At 71.1% G+C, this 18049-nt stretch carries 13 protein-coding genes; 7 read left to right on the top strand and 6 right to left on the bottom strand.

The window, feature by feature from the left end:
* The first annotated feature begins 15 nt into the window (after positions 1-15).
* From F6X38_RS02140 to F6X38_RS02115, 6 genes are read left to right on the top strand one after another with little or no spacing between them, the layout of a single operon-like run.
* Positions 16-684 (top strand): phosphoribosylanthranilate isomerase, encoded by a 669-nt coding sequence (locus tag F6X38_RS02140; RefSeq protein WP_150967877.1) that lies wholly within the window; start codon positions 16-18, stop codon positions 682-684.
* The gene (gene trpB, locus F6X38_RS02135; RefSeq protein ID WP_150967876.1) at positions 681-1901 is read left to right on the top strand and encodes a tryptophan synthase subunit beta; all 1221 of its coding nucleotides are present in this window, start codon (positions 681-683) and stop codon (positions 1899-1901) included. Before F6X38_RS02140 ends, trpB begins: the two co-directional genes overlap by 4 nt.
* Positions 1898-2347, top strand: coding sequence for a hypothetical protein (locus tag F6X38_RS02130; protein ID WP_150967875.1), 450 nt, complete (start codon positions 1898-1900; stop codon positions 2345-2347). Before trpB ends, F6X38_RS02130 begins: the two co-directional genes overlap by 4 nt.
* Before the next feature lie 3 nt (positions 2348-2350).
* Complete coding sequence (gene trpA / locus F6X38_RS02125) at positions 2351-3184, top strand: tryptophan synthase subunit alpha (protein WP_150967874.1); 834 nt, start codon at positions 2351-2353, stop codon at positions 3182-3184.
* A gap of 53 nt (positions 3185-3237) precedes the next feature.
* Positions 3238-4164 (top strand): acetyl-CoA carboxylase, carboxyltransferase subunit beta, encoded by a 927-nt coding sequence (gene accD / locus F6X38_RS02120; RefSeq protein WP_150967873.1) that lies wholly within the window; start codon positions 3238-3240, stop codon positions 4162-4164.
* 23 nt (positions 4165-4187) lie between these two features.
* Positions 4188-5516: a bifunctional folylpolyglutamate synthase/dihydrofolate synthase gene (locus F6X38_RS02115; protein WP_150967872.1), complete on the top strand. Its 1329-nt coding sequence runs from the start codon at positions 4188-4190 to the stop codon at positions 5514-5516.
* 59 nt (positions 5517-5575) lie between these two features.
* On the opposite strand, the gene trxA is transcribed toward F6X38_RS02115, so the two are convergent.
* Genes trxA through addB form a run of 3 tightly spaced genes read right to left on the bottom strand, consistent with a single transcriptional unit; the run spans position 5576 to position 12779 of the window.
* Entirely contained in the window at positions 5576-5896 is a 321-nt protein-coding gene (gene trxA, locus F6X38_RS02110) for a thioredoxin (protein WP_150967871.1), read from the bottom strand.
* Between the two features lie 56 nt (positions 5897-5952).
* The gene (addA, locus tag F6X38_RS02105) at positions 5953-9600 is read right to left on the bottom strand and encodes a double-strand break repair helicase AddA (RefSeq protein ID WP_150967870.1); all 3648 of its coding nucleotides are present in this window, start codon (positions 9598-9600) and stop codon (positions 5953-5955) included.
* Positions 9597-12779, bottom strand: a complete 3183-nt coding sequence (gene addB / locus F6X38_RS02100) for a double-strand break repair protein AddB (protein ID WP_150967869.1) — start codon at positions 12777-12779, stop codon at positions 9597-9599. The genes addA and addB overlap by 4 nt, the downstream gene beginning before the upstream one ends.
* 43 nt (positions 12780-12822) lie before the next feature.
* On the opposite strand from addB, the gene F6X38_RS02095 reads away from it, so the two are divergent.
* The gene (locus F6X38_RS02095; RefSeq protein WP_150967868.1) at positions 12823-13152 is read left to right on the top strand and encodes a GFA family protein; all 330 of its coding nucleotides are present in this window, start codon (positions 12823-12825) and stop codon (positions 13150-13152) included.
* A 7-nt stretch (positions 13153-13159) separates the two neighbouring features.
* Here the strand turns inward: F6X38_RS02095 and F6X38_RS02090 are convergent, their stop codons facing one another.
* The 3 genes from F6X38_RS02090 to F6X38_RS02080 are packed head-to-tail and all read right to left on the bottom strand — an operon-like array spanning position 13160 to position 18015.
* A complete protein-coding gene (locus F6X38_RS02090; RefSeq protein WP_150967867.1) occupies positions 13160-13894 on the bottom strand; it encodes a nucleotidyltransferase family protein in 735 nt (244 codons plus the stop codon).
* A 3-nt stretch (positions 13895-13897) separates the two neighbouring features.
* Positions 13898-15463, bottom strand: a complete 1566-nt coding sequence (gene tsaE / locus F6X38_RS02085) for a tRNA (adenosine(37)-N6)-threonylcarbamoyltransferase complex ATPase subunit type 1 TsaE (RefSeq protein WP_150967866.1) — start codon at positions 15461-15463, stop codon at positions 13898-13900.
* On the bottom strand, positions 15460-18015 hold the full coding sequence (locus F6X38_RS02080) for a sensor histidine kinase (RefSeq protein ID WP_150967865.1): 2556 nt from the start codon (positions 18013-18015) through the stop codon (positions 15460-15462). The genes tsaE and F6X38_RS02080 overlap by 4 nt, the downstream gene beginning before the upstream one ends.
* Positions 18016-18049: the final 34 nt, after the last annotated feature.

The following is an 18049-nucleotide window of genomic DNA, read 5'->3' as shown; positions in this document are numbered from 1 at the left end:
ATAAGCAGGACCGTCATGGCGATGGACATCAAGATCTGCGGGTTGAGCACGGCGGAAACGATCGAGCGCGCGAGCGCACGCGGCGCGACGCATGTCGGCTTCATCCATTTCCCGAAGAGCCCGCGCCACCTGTCGCTCGACGCGATGGCGGCGCTACGCCCGCTTGTGCCGCCTGGCGTGAAGCTCGTCGTCGTCACGGTGGATGCCGACGACGCGACGCTGGGCGCGATCGCCGCGCGCGTCCGGCCCGACATGCTGCAACTCCACGGGCACGAAACCCCGGAGCGCCTCGCCGAAGTGAAGCGGCGGACCGGGTTGCCGGCGATGAAGGCATTGTCGGTCGGGTCCGCTGCAGATCTGGATGCCGTCGCCGCCTATCGTCCGGTCGCGGATGCCATCCTCCTCGATGCCAAGCGGCCGAAGGGTTCGGAGCTTCCGGGCGGCAACGGCGTTTCCTTCGACTGGCGACTGCTCGCGGCGCTCGATCCGGCCACTCGCTACATGCTGTCCGGCGGCCTCCATGCCGGCAACGTGGCCGAGGCGCTGGCGCTCGTCTCGCCGGCCGGCATCGACGTCTCGTCCGGCGTTGAATCCGCGCCGGGCGTCAAGGACGTCGCCCTGATCGAGGCCTTCTTCGACGCGCTCGACGGCGCACCTCCCATTCAGGAACGGAAAGCCTCGTGAACGAGATCGCCCATCCCAATTCCTTCCGCGCCGGCCCGGACGAGGACGGCCGCTTCGGCCTGTTCGGCGGCCGCTTCGTCGCCGAAACGCTGATGCCGCTGATCCTCGACCTCGAGGAGGCGTGGAAGACGGCGCGGGCGGACGAGGGTTTCCGCCGGGAACTCGACAAGCTCAACGCGCACTATACGGGCCGGCCGTCGCCGCTCTACTTCGCCGAGCGGCTGACGGAGGAGCTCGGCGGCGCGAAGGTCTACTTCAAGCGCGACGAGCTGAACCACACCGGCTCGCACAAGATCAACAACTGCCTCGGGCAGATCCTCCTCGCCCGAAAGATGGGCAAGACGCGGATCATCGCCGAGACCGGCGCCGGCCAGCACGGCGTCGCGACGGCGACGGTCTGCGCCCGGTTCGGTCTGCCCTGCGTCGTCTACATGGGTGCGACCGATGTCGAGCGGCAGGCGCCGAACGTCTTCCGGATGAAGCTTCTCGGCGCCGAGGTGATCCCGGTGACGGCCGGCCACGGCACGCTGAAGGACGCGATGAACGAGGCGCTGCGCGACTGGGTGACGAACGTCGAGTCGACCTACTACCTGATCGGCACCGCCGCCGGCCCGCACCCTTATCCAGAGCTTGTCCGGGAATTCCAGTCCGTGATCGGCAAGGAGGCGCGCGAGCAGATGCTGGCCGCCGAAGGCCGCCTGCCGGACCTTCTCGTCGCGGCGGTCGGCGGCGGCTCGAACGCGATCGGCCTGTTCCATCCGTTCCTCGACGACCGCGACGTCGCGATGGTCGGCGTCGAGGCGGGCGGCAGGGGCCTCGACGGCGAGGAGCACTGCGCCTCGCTGACGGCCGGCTCGCCGGGCGTCCTGCACGGCAACCGCACCTACCTCCTCCAGACGCCGGAGGGCCAGATCAAGGAGGGCCACTCGATCTCCGCCGGCCTCGACTATCCCGGCATCGGGCCGGAGCACTCCTGGCTGAAGGACATGGGCCGGGTCGAATACGTGCCGATCATGGACCGCGAAGCGCTCGACGCCTTCCGCCTGCTTACCCGCGTCGAAGGCATCATCCCGGCGCTGGAGCCGGCCCACGCGCTGGCGGAGGTGGTGAAGCGCGCGCCGAAGCTGGGGAAGGACCGGATCATCCTGATGAATCTCTGCGGCCGCGGCGACAAGGACGTCTTCACGGCTGCGAAGCATCTCGGCGTGGAGCTTTGACCACAGAGGCCAAAGCCGAGACCGCTTACCGCCCCCGCGCGGTGCGCTCTGCCGGGCGATGGGAAGCGGACCACGCGGCGCTGAAGCTATTTACGATCACCGCCACGCCCGAGCCGATGAGCGCGGAGGCGATTGCGCTTGCCCGTGAAACCGTTGTGGCCGACGGTTCGGCCAACGGCCTCGGCTTCGTGATCCTGCATCGCGGCGAGGAGGCGCTTTGGCTGTTGCTCCACTGGTGGCTGCCGGGCGGCATCCTCGGGCAACTCCTGTGGTCCTCGCCGCTCGCCGGCCCGATCCGCTTCGAGGCACGTGACCGGCCGCTGATGGCCTGCGTCTGGGAACTCGTGCCGATCTCCTTCGAGCGCGACCTCTATGTTCGGACGATCATGCACGGTAGAAGCGCCGAGGACTACCTGGCAGCGTCGCTGCCCGACGGAAGCTACTGACCCATGACCGCCCGCATCGACGCCCGGTTCGCCAAGCTGAAGGAAGAGGGCCGGCCCGCGCTCGTCACCTTCCTGATGGCTGGCGACCCGGACCCGGACACGGCCTTCGCCATCATGCGCGGGCTGCCCGAAGCGGGCGCCGACCTGATCGAACTCGGCATGCCCTTCTCCGATCCGATGGCGGACGGACCGGCGATCCAGAAGGCGGGCCTGCGCGCCCTGAAAGGCGGCGAGACCCTGGCGAAGACGCTGGCGACCGTCCGCCGTTTCCGCGAGGCGGAGGGCGAGACGCCGATCATCCTGATGGGCTACTTCAACCCGATCTACGTCTACGGCGTCGAACGCTTCGTCGCCGATGCGCATGCGGCCGGCGTTGACGGCCTGATCGTCGTCGACCTGCCGCCGGAGATGGACGACGAACTCTGCCTGCCGGCGATGCAGGGCGGTCTCGCCTTCGTGCGCCTCGCGACGCCCACCACCGACGACCGGCGCCTGCCGGCGGTGCTCCGCAACACGTCCGGCTTCGTCTACTACGTCTCGATCACCGGCATTACCGGCTCCGCCGCGCCGGATGCGGGCCGCGTCGGGGCCGCCGTCGCGCGTATCAAGAAGCATACCGACCTGCCGGTCTGCGTCGGCTTCGGCGTCCGCACGCCGGACCAGGCGCGCGAGATCGGCCGGGCGGCGGACGGCGTCGTGGTGGGCTCGGCGCTGGTCGCAGCCATCGAGACTTCGCTCGAAGACGGGCGCGCGAGCGATGCCACGGCCGACGCCGTTCTCACGCTCGTGCGCTCGCTCAAAACGGGCATCGCCGAGAAAAGCCTTGCCGAGGCCTGAATTCGGGGCCATCTGACCCGCCAACCATTCGCACCGGCGACGGAACACACGTCTTGAACTGGATCACCAACTACGTCCGTCCGAAGATCACCAGCCTTCTCACGCGCACCGAGGTGCCGGAGAACCTGTGGATCAAGTGTCCCGAGACCGGCGAGATGGTCTTCCACAAGGACCTCGAGGCCAACCAGTGGGTCATCCCGTCCTCGAACCACCACATGCGTATCTCGGCAAAGGAGCGGCTGAAAAGTTTCTTCGACGACGGCGAGTACCATGCGCTGGAATTGAAGAAGGTCGCGGCCGACCCGCTGAAGTTCCGCGACGAGCGGCGCTACGTCGACCGCCTGAAGGATAGCCGCACGAAGACCGGTCTCGAGGACTCGGTCCTCGTCGCCCGGGGCTCGATCGAAGGCCTCGGCATCGTCGCCGCCGTGCAGGACTTCGCCTTCATGGGCGGCTCGCTCGGCATGGCGGCCGGCGAGGCGATCGTCACGGCCGCGGAAAGCGCCGTCGAGCGCCGTCGCCCGCTGGTGCTCTTCGCCGGCTCCGGCGGCGCGCGCATGCAGGAAGGCATCCTGTCCCTGATGCAGCTTCCCCGAACCACGGTCGCGGTCGAGATGGTGAAGGAGGCGGGGCTTCCCTACATCGTCGTCCTGACGAATCCGACCACGGGCGGCGTCACCGCGTCCTACGCGATGCTCGGCGACGTCCATATCGCCGAGCCCGGCGCGCTGATCGGCTTCGCCGGCCAGCGCGTCATCGAGCAGACCATCCGCGAGAAGCTCCCCGAGGGCTTCCAGCGCGCCGAGTACCTGATGGAGCACGGCATGGTCGACATGGTGGTGCACCGCCACGACCTGAAGCGGACGATCGCGCGGCTCCTGAAGGTGATGATGAAGCACCCGGCGGAGGTGCATCGGCCGGAGGCCGCCAACGACGCGGCGCCCGCCGCGCCCGCCGAACTCGCGCACGCGGCCGAGTGAGCGCGTAAGGCACCCGATCCTCCATGCCGGGCCTCGCTGCCGACGCCATCGAGCGGCTGTCGCTCGTCCACCCGAGGGGCTACGACCTCGCGCTGACGCGGATCGAGCGGCTCTTGGACCGGCTCGACAACCCGCACCGCCGCCTGCCGCCGGTGATCCACGTCGCCGGCACCAACGGCAAGGGCTCGACGGTCGCCTTCGTCCGGGCGATGCTCGAAGGGCAGGGGCTCGCGGTCCATGTCCACACCTCGCCGCATCTCGTCGACTGGCGGGAGCGCTTCCGGCTCGGCCGGACGGACGGTCCCGGCCGGCTGGTCGAGGACGCCGTGCTGGCGGAAGCGATCGGGCGCGTCGCCGCGGCGAATGCGGGCGAGCCGATCACGGTGTTCGAGATCCTGACCGCCGCGATGTTCGTCCTGTTCTCGGAGCATCCGGCGGATTGCTGCGTGATGGAGGTCGGGCTGGGCGGCCGGCTCGACGCGACCAACGTCGTGGAGCGCCCGGCGGCATGTGCGATCACCACGGTCTCGCTCGATCACCAGTCCTATCTCGGCGACACGGTCGCGAAGATCGCCGGCGAGAAGGCCGGCATCGTGAAGCATGGTAGCCCGGTGGTGATCGGCCGGCAGACGGAAGGCGCGGCGGAGGAGGTGCTCGTCCGCGCCGCTCGCCGGAGCTTCGCGCCGGTTTCCGTCTACGGCGAGGATTTCCTCGCCTTCGAGGAGCACGGCCGCATGGTCTACCAGGACGATCGCGGCCTCCTCGACCTGCCGCTGCCGCGGCTTCCCGGCCGCCACCAGCTCGCCAATGCCGCGACGGCGATCGCGACCCTTAGGCAAGCCGGTTTCGCGCCGACGCAGAAGTCGATCGAGCGAGGCCTTCTCGCGGTCGACTGGCCGGGGCGGATGCAGCAGATCCGGTCGGGACCGCTGAAGGCGGCCGCCGGCGAGGGGGCCGAGCTTTGGCTCGACGGGGGGCACAATCCAGGCGCGGGCGCGGTGATCGCGGAAGCTCTCGCCGACATGGAGGAGCGCGTGTCACGCCCGCTCGTCCTCGTCGTCGGTATGCTCAACACCAAGGACCCGGCCGGCTTCTTCGCGCCCTTCGCCGGCATCGCCCGCCGCGTCCTCGCGGTGCCGGTCCGCAACTCGGATGCCGGACTCGACCCCGAGGCGCTGGCCGAGGCCGCACGCAGTGCGGGTCTGGAAGCTGAAACGGCGGAGGGCGTCGAGGCGGCGATCCGCAGCGTCGCGGACGGCTGGCCGGAACCGGTCGCACCGCGCTTCCTCGTCTGCGGCTCGCTTTATCTGGCTGGCGAGGTGCTGGGCTTGAGCGGATTGGTCCCGGAATAGAAAAGCCCGGCGCATTGGCCGGGCTTCCTCGATGTTTCACGTGAAACGTGTCGCCGCGCTCAGGCGGCGTTGCTCTTGATCCAGTCGGCGAGCTTCGACTTCGCCGCCGCGCCGATCATCGTGTCGGCGTGCTCGCCGTTCTTGAAGATCATCAGCGTCGGGATCGAGCGCACGCCGTACTGCGCGGCGAGGTCCGGGTTCTCGTCGATGTTGAGCTTGGCGATCTGGACGTCGCCCATCTCGTTCGAGATTTCCTCGAGGCTCGGGGCGATCATCTTGCAGGGGCCACACCATTCCGCCCAGAAGTCGACGACCACCGGTTTGCCGGCGTCGAGAACCTCGGCCTGGAAGTTGTTGGAATCGACTTTCACCGTGGCCATGGAAGGCTCCCCACGCGTTCGTTGAACCGGATAGGTAGAGACCGGCAAGCCCCTGATCAAGCGGGATCGCCGTCCCGTGAACGCGGCGTTTCGCCTTCGGAAACGTGGGCGCGGCGGCGGAGCGCCTCGTCCATCGCTTCCCCCGGCACGTCCACCAGCCACGGCCCTTCGGTGAAGAGCAGCGCGGCGCGCACCTCGCGGTCCGGATAGATCGGTTGGAGGAGCTGCCGGTAGAGCGCGAGCTGCAGGACATAGGCCGGCGGCACCTCGTCCAACGCGGCGGGCGGGGGGCGGACGGTCTTGTAGTCGAGGACGAGCACTTCGTGCTCGGAGGCCGCGATCCGGTCGACGGCCCCCGCCACCGCGTAGGATCGGCCGCCGAGCTCGATCGTGCCGGCGACCGAGACTTCGGCGCGGCTGTCCGGCGCGAAGGCGCCGGCGAAGCGCGCGTCTTCGAGCACGGCCAGCACGGAGCGGGCCATCGCTTCGCGCTCGGTCGCAGCCAAGTCGGACGCGGCTCTCCCGAGATAGGTCCGGGCCGCATCCGCACGTTCCGCGAGGGGAAGGTCCGGCAGCACTTCCAGCATCCGGTGGACGAGCGTGCCGCGCCGCGCCGCCGCGGCATCGTCCCCCGCCGCGCTCAGGACCGGAGAGGCTCTCGTCGGCGTTTCCTCGGTGGGCGTCGTCTCGTCCTCCGCCGATTCCAGCCGGTGCACCTCGCCGGCCGCCGAGGGCGACAGGGGGCGCGGCGGCGGCGCTTCGCTCGGCAGTTCGCGAAGGTCGATGTCGCGCAGCGGTGCCGGCCGCTCGTCCGGCGCGGCTGGGACGGTCGCTTCCGCCGCGAGGCCGCCGTAGCGCCAGCCGGCCGGCTCGCCGTCCGCATCGGGGATCGGCTCGGCATGAGGGGCGAGCGCGGCGGCAACGCGCGCCAGCCAGCTTTCCTCGTGGCCGCCTCTTGTGCCGGCCGTGCCGCAGACCACCAAGCGGTCGGCAGCGCGTGTCATGCCGACATAGAGGAGGCGGCGGTATTCCTCCTCGGCGAGGCGCTTCTCCTCCTCGCGCAGCACCTTCACCGCCGCGTTCTCCAGCGACTTGTCGGCCCGCCATAGGAAACCCGGTGCTTCGCCGGGGCGAAGGCCCGGCATCGTGTCCCAGCGCATCAGCCGCGCCCCGTGCGCGTGGGAGAACGGCGCGGAGCCCGGATCGACTAGGAACACCGCCGGCGCCTCGAGACCCTTCGAGGCGTGGACGGTCATGATCCTGACTTCGGTCCGTCCGTGCTCCATCTCGCGCTTCACCTCCGGCGGCGCGCTCGCGAGGTCGGCGAGGAAGCTGTCGAGGCCGAGCCGGCCTTCCTCCTCCGCGGCTAGCGCGAGGTCGAGGAAGGCGTCGATCACCTCGCCGGCATCGTGCCCGAGCCGAGCCGTCAGCAGCGCGCGGCTGCCTTCCGGCCCGAGGATGCGCGAATAGAACGCGAAGACGCCGACGAAGCCGGTGCGGCTGCGGAGCGCCTCCAACCGCCGGTAGGCCTCGTCCGCCCTGGCGAGCAGCGCCGGGCGAGCTTCCTTCGGCACGAAGGCCGGCACCAGCGACGGACCCTTGCGGCCGGCGAGGTCGCGCAGCGCAAAGAACAGGCCCTGGTACTCGTCGTGCCCGTTGCGCGACAAGGCGAGCGCCATCAGCTCGTCGTCCGTGAAGCCGAAGAGCGGGCTCTTCAGGCAGGCCGCCAGCGACAGCTCGTCCTCGATATTGGCGACGGCGCGGCCGAGCGCCATCAGGTCCTGCACGGCGATGTGGTCGGTGAGGAGCAGGCGGTCGGCTCCGGCCACGGCGATCCGCTCGTCCCGCAGCGCCTTGCCCATGGCCTCGACGAAGCCGGAGCGCTTGCGCACCAGGATCAGGACGTCGCCCGGCGTCAGCGGCCGGGTGGTGCCGTCGCGCTGGCGCACCGGCGTGCCCAGCCACGCCTTGACCGCCGCCGCGATCCGCCGGGCGAGCCGGTTGGCGGGCGAGGATTCCGGCTCGACGTCGACCGCCTCCAGCCAGTCCTCCGGCTCGGCGAGGGGCGAGGCGACGAAGGGCGGCCAGACCTCGACGACGCCCGCCTCGGCGCCTCGCGCCGTCGCGTGCGCCGGGGCGAGGCCGTCCGACGACAGGCCCTGCCGGTTCGCCGGGTCGGCGAAGACGAGGTCCACCGCGTCGAGCACGGTCTTCGTCGAGCGGAAGGACTGGTGGAGCTGCTGCTCGGTGAAGCGCAGGCCGGCATCCTCGGCCCTGGCGCGCAGCCGCCGCCGCTCCTCGGCGAACATCAGCGGCGACGCGCCCTGGAACGAGTAGATCGACTGCTTCTCGTCGCCGACCGCGAAGACGGTGCGCGGTCCCTGCCGCGCCGAGGCGCCGACGAAGAACTCCTCCACCAGCGAGCGCATCACCTGCCATTGCCGGGGCGAGGTGTCCTGCGCCTCGTCGATGAGGACGTGGTCGATGCCGCGGTCGAGCTTGTAGTGCACCCAATTCGCCGCTTCCGAGCGGGTCAGGAGGTCGGCGGTGCGCACCACGAGGTCCTCGAAGTCGAGCCGGCCGCGCCGGCGCTTCAGTTCCGCGTAGTCCTCCTCCAGTCGGTCGGCGATGGCGAGCGCGGCGCGACTCGCCCGGAACAGGCGGAGCGAGGCGAGGCGGTCGTCCAGCGCCTGGATCTGACGGACGAGACGGTCCAGCCGGTCGACGAAATCCGCGTGGAAATCCGCCACCGCCTTGGTCGCGACCGAGCCCGGCTTCTTCGGCTCGCCCGCCTTGGTGAAGGCGAGGGCGCGGAGCGCTTCGAGCCGCGCCGCCGGCTTCGCCGTGTCGCCAGCCGCTTCGAGGAGCTGGGCGAGCTTCCTGTCGGTCGCCTTGTCGCTCGTTCGCGCGACGGCGAGAAGGCTCTCGCGGAACTCCGCGTCGAAGCCCTCGACGGTCGCGAAATGCCGCGCGATGACCGCGTCCTCCGTGTCGTCCGGCGAGGCGAGGCCGAGCGCCCGGGCGGTGCGCGCCACCGCCGCCTCGATGCCGCCGGACGCTTCCACGAAGCGGCGGACGGCGTCGCGGCGCGAGACGATCTCGGCGAGCAGCGCGTCGAGCCCCCATTCGCCGCCGAGCGCCAGCGCCTCGGCGAAGGCGCCCGCCAGCGCCGCCCGTTCCGCCGGCGGGTGGCCGTCGCCGGTGACGAGCCGCCGCCGCGCCTCGGCGAGGACGAGCGCACTCTCCTTGTCGTCCAGCACGTGGAAATGGCCGGGTACGTTGGCTTCCAGCGGGAACTGGTGGAGGATCGCCTCGCAGAAGGCGTGGATCGTCTGAATCTTCAGGCCGCCAGGCGTTTCCAGCGCCTCGGCGAAGAGGCGGCGGGCGCCGGCGCGATCCTTCGCCGCCACGGGCCGGCCGAGCAGTCGTTCGAGTTCCTTCGAGAGCGCCGCGTCGCTCGCGGTCGCCCAGGCCGAGAGGCGCGCGAAGACGCGGGTAGACATCTCGGCGGCGGCGGCCTTCGTGTAGGTGAGGCAGAGGATCTTCGAAGGCTCGGCCCCGGCGAGGAGGAGCCGCACGACGCGTTCGGTGAGGACATGCGTCTTGCCGGAGCCGGCATTCGCCGCGACGATCACGGAGGAAGTCGGATCGGACGCGCCGAGCTGGGCGAGCCGGGTCGCCTCGGAGACCTTCAGCGCGCTCATTCGCCGCCGTCCCCATCGTCGCTGCCGACCGACCATTCGCGGGCGCGAGCCAGATGGTCGTAGTCGCCCGAGAAGTCGCCGGCCATGAACGGGCGCGCCCGCGACGGGAAGGGCGTTCCGGCCTTGGCGTAGTGCGCGGCGAGGCCCCGGAACTTCTCCAGCGCCGCGTCGGCGAGGTCGTCGCCGGTGACGCGGGCGCCGGTGCGGCGGTCGTCGTAGCTGAGCGTTTCCTCGTAGAGCTCGCGCTCGCGCAGGCGCACGTAGGACAGATCGGCGACGGACTTCGCTCCCTCGCCGGTCTCCGCGAAGGCCCCGAGCTTCGCCATCGCCCCTTCCAGCGGCAGTTGCGGGCTGAGCAGCACGCGCGCTTGGCGTACCGACGGGTTGGTGCCGGTCTTGAAGTCGATGATCTCCAGCGATCCATCGGTGGCGACGTCGATCCGGTCGGCGAAGCCGCGGATCGCGGTGTCGATGTCGGCGAAATGGTGCTCGCCGCGCGTTTCCACGAGGCGCTTCGCGATGCGGTGCGCCCGGCCGCGCTCCCATTCGCAGTAGTTCGCCGCAAGCGTTTCCATGCGCGGCCACCAGACGGCCTCGACTTCCTTCGGCAACTTCTCGCGTTCAAAATGCTCGGCCGCGACGGTGAGGAGCCGCGTCTCCGCCCCCGCGCCGCCGGGGTCGGCGTCTTGTGCCGCGAACTCGGCGAGAATCGCGTGGAAGAGATTGCCGCGGTCGGCGGCGCCCGGATTGCGCAGGAGGTCCGGAAAGGGCTCGAGCTTCAGGACGCGGGATGCGTGGACGGCGTAGGGGTCGCGCACCAGCCGCTCCACCTCGGTGACGGAATAGCGCTTCGGTCGCTTCTCCGGCGGCGGCACGGGCGCTGGGCGCGTGGCCCGGGCCGGCGCGCCGGGGCCTTCCGCCGCCTCGTCCAGCCTTCGGGCATGGGCGAGGAAGGTCGCGCCCTCGGCCCGCAGCCGCCCTGCGCCCTCCGTGCCAGCCAGCGTCAGGATGCGCTGCAGCCAGCGCGACGCGATGGTCGGCGCGCCGTCGACCCGCATGGAGCGGGACATGACGACGCGGGGCATGCCGAGCGCCATCTGGATGTCGTGCGCCGCGAGGCCGATCAGCCGCTCCGGCGGCTCCAGCTTGATCTCGGCCCGCATCAGGCGCGACAGGAAGGCGTCGCTGACCGCCCGGTGCGGCCAGGTGCCCTCGTTGAGGCCGCCGAGGATCATCGTGTCGACGTGCTGGAGGCGCGATTCCAGCGCGCCCCAGACGAAGGCGCGGCCCGACAGGCCGCCGCGCGGGCGCACCCGTTCCGGCGCGACCAGCGCTTCCACCACGTCCGGCAACTCACGCGGCGAGAAGGAAAAGCCGGTCGGGACGCAGGCCACCATCTCGCGCAGGAAGTCGGCCAGCGCCCGGCCGGTCTCGGTGGCGTAGAGCGCCTTCGGATCACCCTCCTCGTCGCGGGCAAGGGCTTCCAGCGCCTGAGTGAGCGCGACCGCCTGCGGGCCGATCTCGGAGGGATCGGCGTCGCGAAGCTCGATCAGCGGCCGGAGGGCGTCTTCCAGCCGCTGCGCCACCTCGGCGGCCAGATCGCGATCGGCACGGGAAACGAGGCGCACGGCGCGCGTCACCCGGACCCCCGGCGACGCGGCCCGCTTCGCCGCCGCCGTATCCCCAGTCTCTTCCGCGGGCGGCTCGGCATCGGCGCGCGCCTTCGCGAAGAGCGCGGCTAGCCTCGCCGCGTCGGCGACGCCGACATTGCCGCGCAGCGCCATGATCTCGATCGCGCGGGCGGCGCGACGGGTGTCACCCGGCACATGGCCGAGCCGCACCAGCGGATGCTTCAAGAGCGCCACCAGCGCCACCGGGTCGCCGGGCCGGAGCGCGCAGGCGAGCGCCAGCGCCATCAGCGTGCCGGGCGGCGTCGCCGCGAGCGGCCGGCCGGCGGAATCGTTCGCGGCGATGTTGAAGCGTTCGAGCTCGGCGCAGACCCGGCGCGCGAGGGAGCGATCCGGCGTCGTCAGCGCCACCGTGGCGGCGGGATCCGTCAGGGCGTCGCGCATGGCGCAGGCGATGGCGAGCGCCTCCTCGTGCTCGTTCTCGGCCTCGATCAAGGAAAGACCGTCCAGCGCCTGCGCCGGGTGCCGGTGCGCCGGCTCCCCCCAGGCATCGGTCGTGGAGGCAGGGCGCAACGCGTCCGACAGGAAGGCCTCGCGGAGCGCGAGGGTAGCACCGTCCGGCGGCGCGAAATGGTCGACCGCGCCTCGCGGCAGCAGCATGCCTTGCAGGATCCGCTTCAGCGCGTATTGCGGGTGGCCCGGCGCCGAGCCGGCGCCGATGGCTGTGCCCGTATGGACGGCATCGAAGCCGGCCTCGTCCATGTGCCGGTCGAGCCCCGGCAGCACCACCGCGCCGCTCGGATGGTTCGCGACGGCCCGCATCAGCGCCACCATCGCCGGAGCCGTCGCGGTGGAGCCGGCGACGATCACCGGCCCCGGCCGGCGGCCGCTGCCGATCGCCTCGGCCTCGGCCCGGAGCCAGCGGTTGCGGGCCGCGACCTCGTCGACGCGGCCGCGCTCGGCAAGCACCGCCGGCCAGTGCTCGGTGAGGATGGCGAGGAAGGTCTGCGTCAACTGCCACCAGCCGGCAAGGCTGTCCGGCGCGAGACCGGTGAGGTCGCGAAGCGTCGTGCCCTCCGTTTCAGCCTCATCGAGCAGCGCCAGGAGGTCGCAGGCGAGCCAGAGCGCGTCGGCGCTGGAGGCCGGCACCACATGCTCCTCGCCGTCGTGGAGATCGGCGATCGCCGCCTCGCGCAACCGCGTCTTCCACTGCCGGACGAAGCGCGCGACCAGCATGCGCCGCTCGGTCGGGTCGATCACCGCTTCCAACGACTTCGCGCCGCCGTCGCGGTCGAAGAGGGCGGTCGGGTCCTCGTCGCCGAGCGTGCGGATGGCGGGCAGGATCGCGGCTGAACCGCCGAGCGCGCGGGCGAACTCCTCCCCGAGAGCGCGCACCGCGCGACGGGTCGGCAGGTAGATGGTGAGGCCGGCCAGCGCCAGCGGATCGCCGCGGAAGGACATGCCCGGCAGGATGCGGCCGTCCAGCACGCCTTCCGCGAGCGTGCGCAGGAAGGGGGAGCCGGGCGCGATGGAGAAGAGCTTGGCAGGCATCGCGAAAATGCTATCGCAGTTGGCGTCGGTTTGGGAGAAGCGAATGCTTGCGGCAACCTGCCATTGCAAGGCCGTCCACATCGAAGTCGATGCGCCGCCCGCCGCTTTCAACGCCTGCCAGTGCTCGATCTGCCGGCGCTACGGGGCGCTCTGGGCCTATTACCGGCCGGACGAAGTCCGCATCGCCGGCGAAACGGAATTCTACTGCTGGGGCGACCGGACGCTCGAGTTCCACCGCTGCCGGCAATGCGGCTGCGTCACCCACTGGGCGCCGACGGACAGGACGGAAACCCGCATGGCGGTGAACGGCCGGCTGTTCGACCCGGCCGACGTCGCGACAGTGCCGGTGCGCGGGTCCCCCGGGCCGGCGTGAGACCGTCTCAAGCCGCGCTGGACTTGAAAGCGGCTTCGGCGAGGGGGATGGCTTCAGGGGTGCCGACCGTGAACCAGAGGCCGTCGAGGCGGACGCCGAAGAGGCGGTCGGCCTCGATCGCGCGGTCGAAGATGCGGTTCAGCGAGAACTTCTCCTCCGCCATGCCGGCGAAGAGTTCCGGCTTCAGGATCGCCGCGCCCGCATAGATGAAGGGCGACATGTCGCGCTCGGCGACGCGCGTGAGGCGGCCCTCGACGTCCATCGTGAAGTCGCCGCGCCCGTCGTAGCCGGTCGCCTGCCGCATGTCGGCGATGAGGAGCAGCACGTCCATGCGCGCCTCGTCCCAGATCTCGGCCATGAGTTCGAGGTTGTCGCGATAGCCGTCGATCCAGAACGTGTCGGCGTTGACGACGTAGAACGGTTCGGAGCCGATCAGCGGCAGGGCGCGCACGATGCCGCCGCCGGATTCGAGCAGCGCGTCGCGCTCGTCGGAGACGGCGATCTCGATCCCCTTGCGGCGGCGCAGATGCGCCTGCATCAGGTCGGCGAGGTAGTGGACGTTGACCACCGCCCGCCGGACGCCGGCCCGTTCCAGCGCGTCGAGGCCGTAGTCGATCAGCGCCTTGCCGCGGATCTCCACCAGCGGCTTCGGGATGGTCGAGGTGATCGGCCGCATGCGCTTGCCGAGGCCGGCGGCCAGCACCATCGCCGTGTCCGGCCGCCGTGTCGCGGGAGCTGCCATCGGCTAGCCTTTCGGGTGATCGGGGGCGATGAGGACGCCCCACTCGTCGTAGAGTTCGCGCAGCGAGGCGAGCGCCGGATGCGTGATCGTCCGGCGGAGATAGGCTTGCAGCCGCGGCAGGTGGCGGCGGTAGTACGGCTTGCCGTCGCGCTTCTCCAGCCGGACGAAGATGCCGAGGATCTTGGTCGCGCGCTGCGCTGCCATGATCGCATAGGCCTCCTCGAACGCCTCGGCGTCGAAGCCGGAGCCTTGCGCGCGCCGCGCCGCGCAGTAGCTCGCCACCAGCCGCGCTTCCAGCTCCGGCGCGATGTCGACCCGCGCGTCCTGCGCCAGCGAGGCGAGATCGTAGGCGGTCGGCCCGATCATCGCGTCCTGGAAGTCGATCAGCCCGACCCGGTCCGTGCCTTCCCGCTCGCCGCGCCAGATGACGTTCGGCGAGTGGACGTCACGGAGGAGGATCGACGTCTCCGTCTCGTCCAGCCGGGCGAAGAGGTCGTTCCAGACGGCGAGGAAGCGCTCGCGCTCGGCATCCGTCGCCGGACGGCCGAAGCGATCGGGGAAGGACCAGTCGAGCAGCAGCTCGACCTCGATGCCCATCGCGGTGCGGTCGAAGGGCGGCACGGTATGCGTGAGGCCTTCGGCGACGGGCACCACCGGATCGACGGGTGCGCCGTGCAGCTCGGCGAGTACCAACGCCGTCGCCTCGTAGCGCTCCGGCACGGGCGCGCCATCCGGCCCGAGCATGGTCTCGATGCCGAGGTGTTCGATGACGAGGAAGCCTTGGCCAAGGTCGGCGGCGAGAATGCGGGGCGCGGCGAGGCCCCGCGCGCGCAGCAGCATGTCGACCGCGACGAAGGGCACGACGTCCTCGGCGAGATGCGCGAGCCGGCTGTAGGGCAGGCCGTCGCGGATCGGGGGCCCGAGCGGGCGCGCCGGCGCATCCATCACGATCACCGCCTCGCCGCCGTAGCGCGCCGTCTCGTAGCGGCGGGCGATGGAGGCGTCGCCGAAGAGGCGCCGCCGCTCGGTGACGGGGGCGGGAAGGGTTTCTAGGAAACGGGTCAGCGCGAGGCTGCGGGCGAGCCGGTCCAGCGCTTCCGGCCGGCCGGAGGCGAGGAGGAGCCGCCCGGCGCCGTCCGACACGAGTTCGAGCTGCAGCGCCGCATCCGCGAAGGCTTGCGGGGCGCGCTCCGGCCATTCGCAAAGGACGATGCCGTTCCCGGCGAGTTCCTCGAAGCCGAGTTCGTCCAGTTCCGCCGGGTCGCCGAGACGGTAGAGGTCGAGATGCGCGACCGGCGGGCTCGTCTCATAGGTCTGGACGAGGGTATAGGTGGGCGAGGGCACCTCCAGCGCCGGCTCGCCCGCGAGCGAGCGGATCAGCGCCCGCGCCAGCGTCGACTTGCCGGCGCCGAGATCGCCTTGCAGCGTCACTACGTCGCCGGCGCGCAGCATCATCGCCAGCGCCTCGCCGAGGCGCTGCGTCTCCGCTTCCGCCCCGAGGACGAGGCGGATCGGCGTCGCGCCATCGGCGATCGGCCGGCCGGCGGCGGTGGAGGGCAGGGCGTTCATTCGGCGGCGTCCGACAGGATGGCGCGACCTTCGAAGGGCAAGCGGCAGACGACGGTGGTGCCGTCCTCGCGGTTGGAGCGCACCTCGACCGTGCCGCGATGCAGTTCGACGAAGCTTTTCACGATCGACAGGCCGAGGCCGGCGCCCGAATGGCGGCCGCCGACGGGGTCGGCCTCGAAGCGCTCGAAGATGCGGTCCAACTGGCCCGGCGCGATGCCGGGGCCGCGATCGCGGACGGCGAAGACGAGGTCGCTCCCGTCGCGCTCGGCGGTGAGGTCGATCGCCGTGCCGGCCGGGGCGAAGTTGGCGGCATTCGACAGGAGGTTGAACAGCACCTGCACGACGCGGTGCTCGTCGGCGAAGAACGAGCGACCGGCGCGGGCGACGTCGACCGCGACCGTCAGGTCGTTCTCGCGCAGGCGGTCGGCGAGGCCCTCCATCGCCTTTTCCGCCACCTTGGCGATCTCGACCTCGGAAATCTCGAGGTCCATCGTGCCGGCGTCGATCGAGGCGAGATCGAGGATGTCGTTGACGATGGTCATCAGCGCCGCCGTCGAGGTCGAGATGTAGTCGAGATATTCGGCCTGGCGCTCGGTCAACGGGCCGGTCTCGCTGGCGCGCAGCAGCGCCGAGAAGCCGATGATGTTGGTGAGCGGCGAGCGCAGCTCGTAGTTCACGTGCTTGACGAAGTCGGTCTTCACCCGGTCCGCCATCTCGAGCGCGTCGTTCCTTTCGCGCAGCATCCGCTCGGCGGCCCTCGCGTCGGTGATGTCGGAGAAGGTCAGCATGGTCTGCCCGTTCGGCAGCGGCACGATGCCGTAGGACTGGACGCGGCCGTCGCTCAAGCGGAACTCGCCGGTCTGGTTGCGACGCTCGCCCTCCGCGAAGGCGGTGACGGCCCTGATGAAGCCGCCCCAGTCGATGCCGGGGCTGTCGGAACCGTCCTCCGGCGGCAGGATCGTCACGTCGACGGCCTTGCCGATCGCCTTGATGTGGGGTTTGGCCTGCACGAACTCGTCGGAAAGGCCCCAGAGCTCGGCGAAGGAGGGGTTCGACAAGCGCAGCCGCCCGTCCGGCCCGAACACCGAGACGGCCTCGTTCAGGTAGTCCAGCGTCTCGCCCTGGAGGCGGACGAGGACGTTCAGGCGCGATTCGAGCTCCAGCTTCTCCGTCAGGTCCTCGAAGATCCAGGTCGCGCCGCCCTGCGGGGCCGGGGCGGCGAAGACGCGGAGCGTCCGCCCGTCGGACAGATGCCAGAGCGTCTCGGTCGGCTCCGTCGCGCGGTAGGCGGCGAGGATCTCGTTCTTTAGCTCGCGCAAGGGGCGATCCTCGGGCAGGACGCCCTTCGAGCGCAGGTGATCCATCATCGACACCTGGTCGGGCCGCGCGTCGAGATAGACGGCGCTGAGGCCGAAGAGCTTGCCGAAGGCGGCGTTGTGGTAGACGAGCTGCGTCTTGTCGTCGAACTTGGCGATGGCGGTGGTGAGCTGGTCCAGCGTCTCGGAATGGCTCCGGATGGTCTGGCGCAGTTCCATGCGCACGGCTTCGGTTTCAGACACGTCGATCGCGACGCCCGCCGAGCCGGCGGGGCCGGCCGCCTCGACGACGTGGAAGTTGCGGCGGTCGGCGTCGACCACCGTCGACAGGCGCTCCGACGCCGCGCCCTTCTCCGCGACGGCGGCGGCGACGGCGGAGCGGTCCTGCTCGCCGAGGAACTCGGCCTGGCTCGCGATGGCGGCGGCGGCGTCGTCCGCGTCGACGGACGCCGCATAGGCACGGTTCACCCAGGACAGGCGGCGCTCGCCGTCGCGCAGCCAGACCGGCATCGGCAGGTCGTCGCAGAGCGCCTGCATCGTGCCGATGGTGGCCTGTCCGCGCGCGTGGTCGGCGCGCAGGAGCGCCAGTTCCTCGCGAAGCCCCCCGAGCGCCGAGAAGCGCACCACGGCGTCCGCGCCGATCGCGCGGCCGCAGGCCTCCACCGGCGAGCCGTTCGGCACGCCGAGGATCATGCGGAAGGTCTCGGCCCGGTCCTTCAACTGGCCGACCGCCGCGTCGAGCCGGCGCGCGGTTTCGGCCGGCAGCCAGCTTTCGAAATCGAGGAAGCGCCGCGGGTCGGCGGGCGCGCCGGAGGCGAAGGGCAGCATGCCCTGGACGCTCGGCAAGGCGCCGGCCGAATAGACCACGACGCGCTGGTCGTCGCCGGCGAGGAGCGCCGCGCTCCGCTCCGCCTGGCCGCGAAGCTCGTCCACCGCGGCGCGGAGATCCCGGTTCTCGCCCTCCGTCAGCGACTGCTGGCGGAGCAGCCAGACGAGGGTTAGCATGCCGAAGCCGACCGCGAGCGCGAGGAGCGCCAGCATCAGCGTCTCGTGCGGCGTCATGCCGAACTCCGTCGGCGCGCCGGCCTCCTGCGCGAGGCACGGCGCCGTCCAGGCGAGGACGGCGACCGGCAGGCCCGCGAGGCTCCGCCACGCGCCGCCGCCGGAGTCCTTCGGCGTGGCCGCCGGGGTCCGCACCCCCCGCGACGCTGCCGCCCTGTCGATTTGCGAAGGCATGCCTTCGTCCCTTCCAGCCGCATCAGGACAAGAC

The organism is Plantimonas leprariae (genome assembly GCF_008802405.1).
Taxonomy (GTDB): domain Bacteria; phylum Pseudomonadota; class Alphaproteobacteria; order Rhizobiales; family Rhizobiaceae; genus Plantimonas; species Plantimonas leprariae.
The sequence above is the reverse complement of the archived record's forward strand: the minus strand, read 5'-3'. Positions and strand labels throughout refer to the sequence as shown.

What these genes read in the sequence shown, in the direction of transcription:
- F6X38_RS02080 (WP_150967865.1), bottom strand. Translation starts at nt 18,015, where the DNA reads ATGCCTTCGCAAATCGACAGGGCGGCAGCGTCGCGGGGGGTGCGGACC.
- F6X38_RS02095 (WP_150967868.1), top strand. Translation starts at nt 12,823, where the DNA reads ATGCTTGCGGCAACCTGCCATTGCAAGGCCGTCCACATCGAAGTCGAT.
- trxA (WP_150967871.1), bottom strand. Translation starts at nt 5,896, where the DNA reads ATGGCCACGGTGAAAGTCGATTCCAACAACTTCCAGGCCGAGGTTCTC.
- tsaE (WP_150967866.1), bottom strand. Translation starts at nt 15,463, where the DNA reads ATGAACGCCCTGCCCTCCACCGCCGCCGGCCGGCCGATCGCCGATGGC.
- addB (WP_150967869.1), bottom strand. Translation starts at nt 12,779, where the DNA reads ATGCCTGCCAAGCTCTTCTCCATCGCGCCCGGCTCCCCCTTCCTGCGC.
- addA (WP_150967870.1), bottom strand. Translation starts at nt 9,600, where the DNA reads ATGAGCGCGCTGAAGGTCTCCGAGGCGACCCGGCTCGCCCAGCTCGGC.
- F6X38_RS02115 (WP_150967872.1), top strand. Translation starts at nt 4,188, where the DNA reads ATGCCGGGCCTCGCTGCCGACGCCATCGAGCGGCTGTCGCTCGTCCAC.
- F6X38_RS02140 (WP_150967877.1), top strand. Translation starts at nt 16, where the DNA reads ATGGCGATGGACATCAAGATCTGCGGGTTGAGCACGGCGGAAACGATC.
- trpA (WP_150967874.1), top strand. Translation starts at nt 2,351, where the DNA reads ATGACCGCCCGCATCGACGCCCGGTTCGCCAAGCTGAAGGAAGAGGGC.
- F6X38_RS02090 (WP_150967867.1), bottom strand. Translation starts at nt 13,894, where the DNA reads ATGGCAGCTCCCGCGACACGGCGGCCGGACACGGCGATGGTGCTGGCC.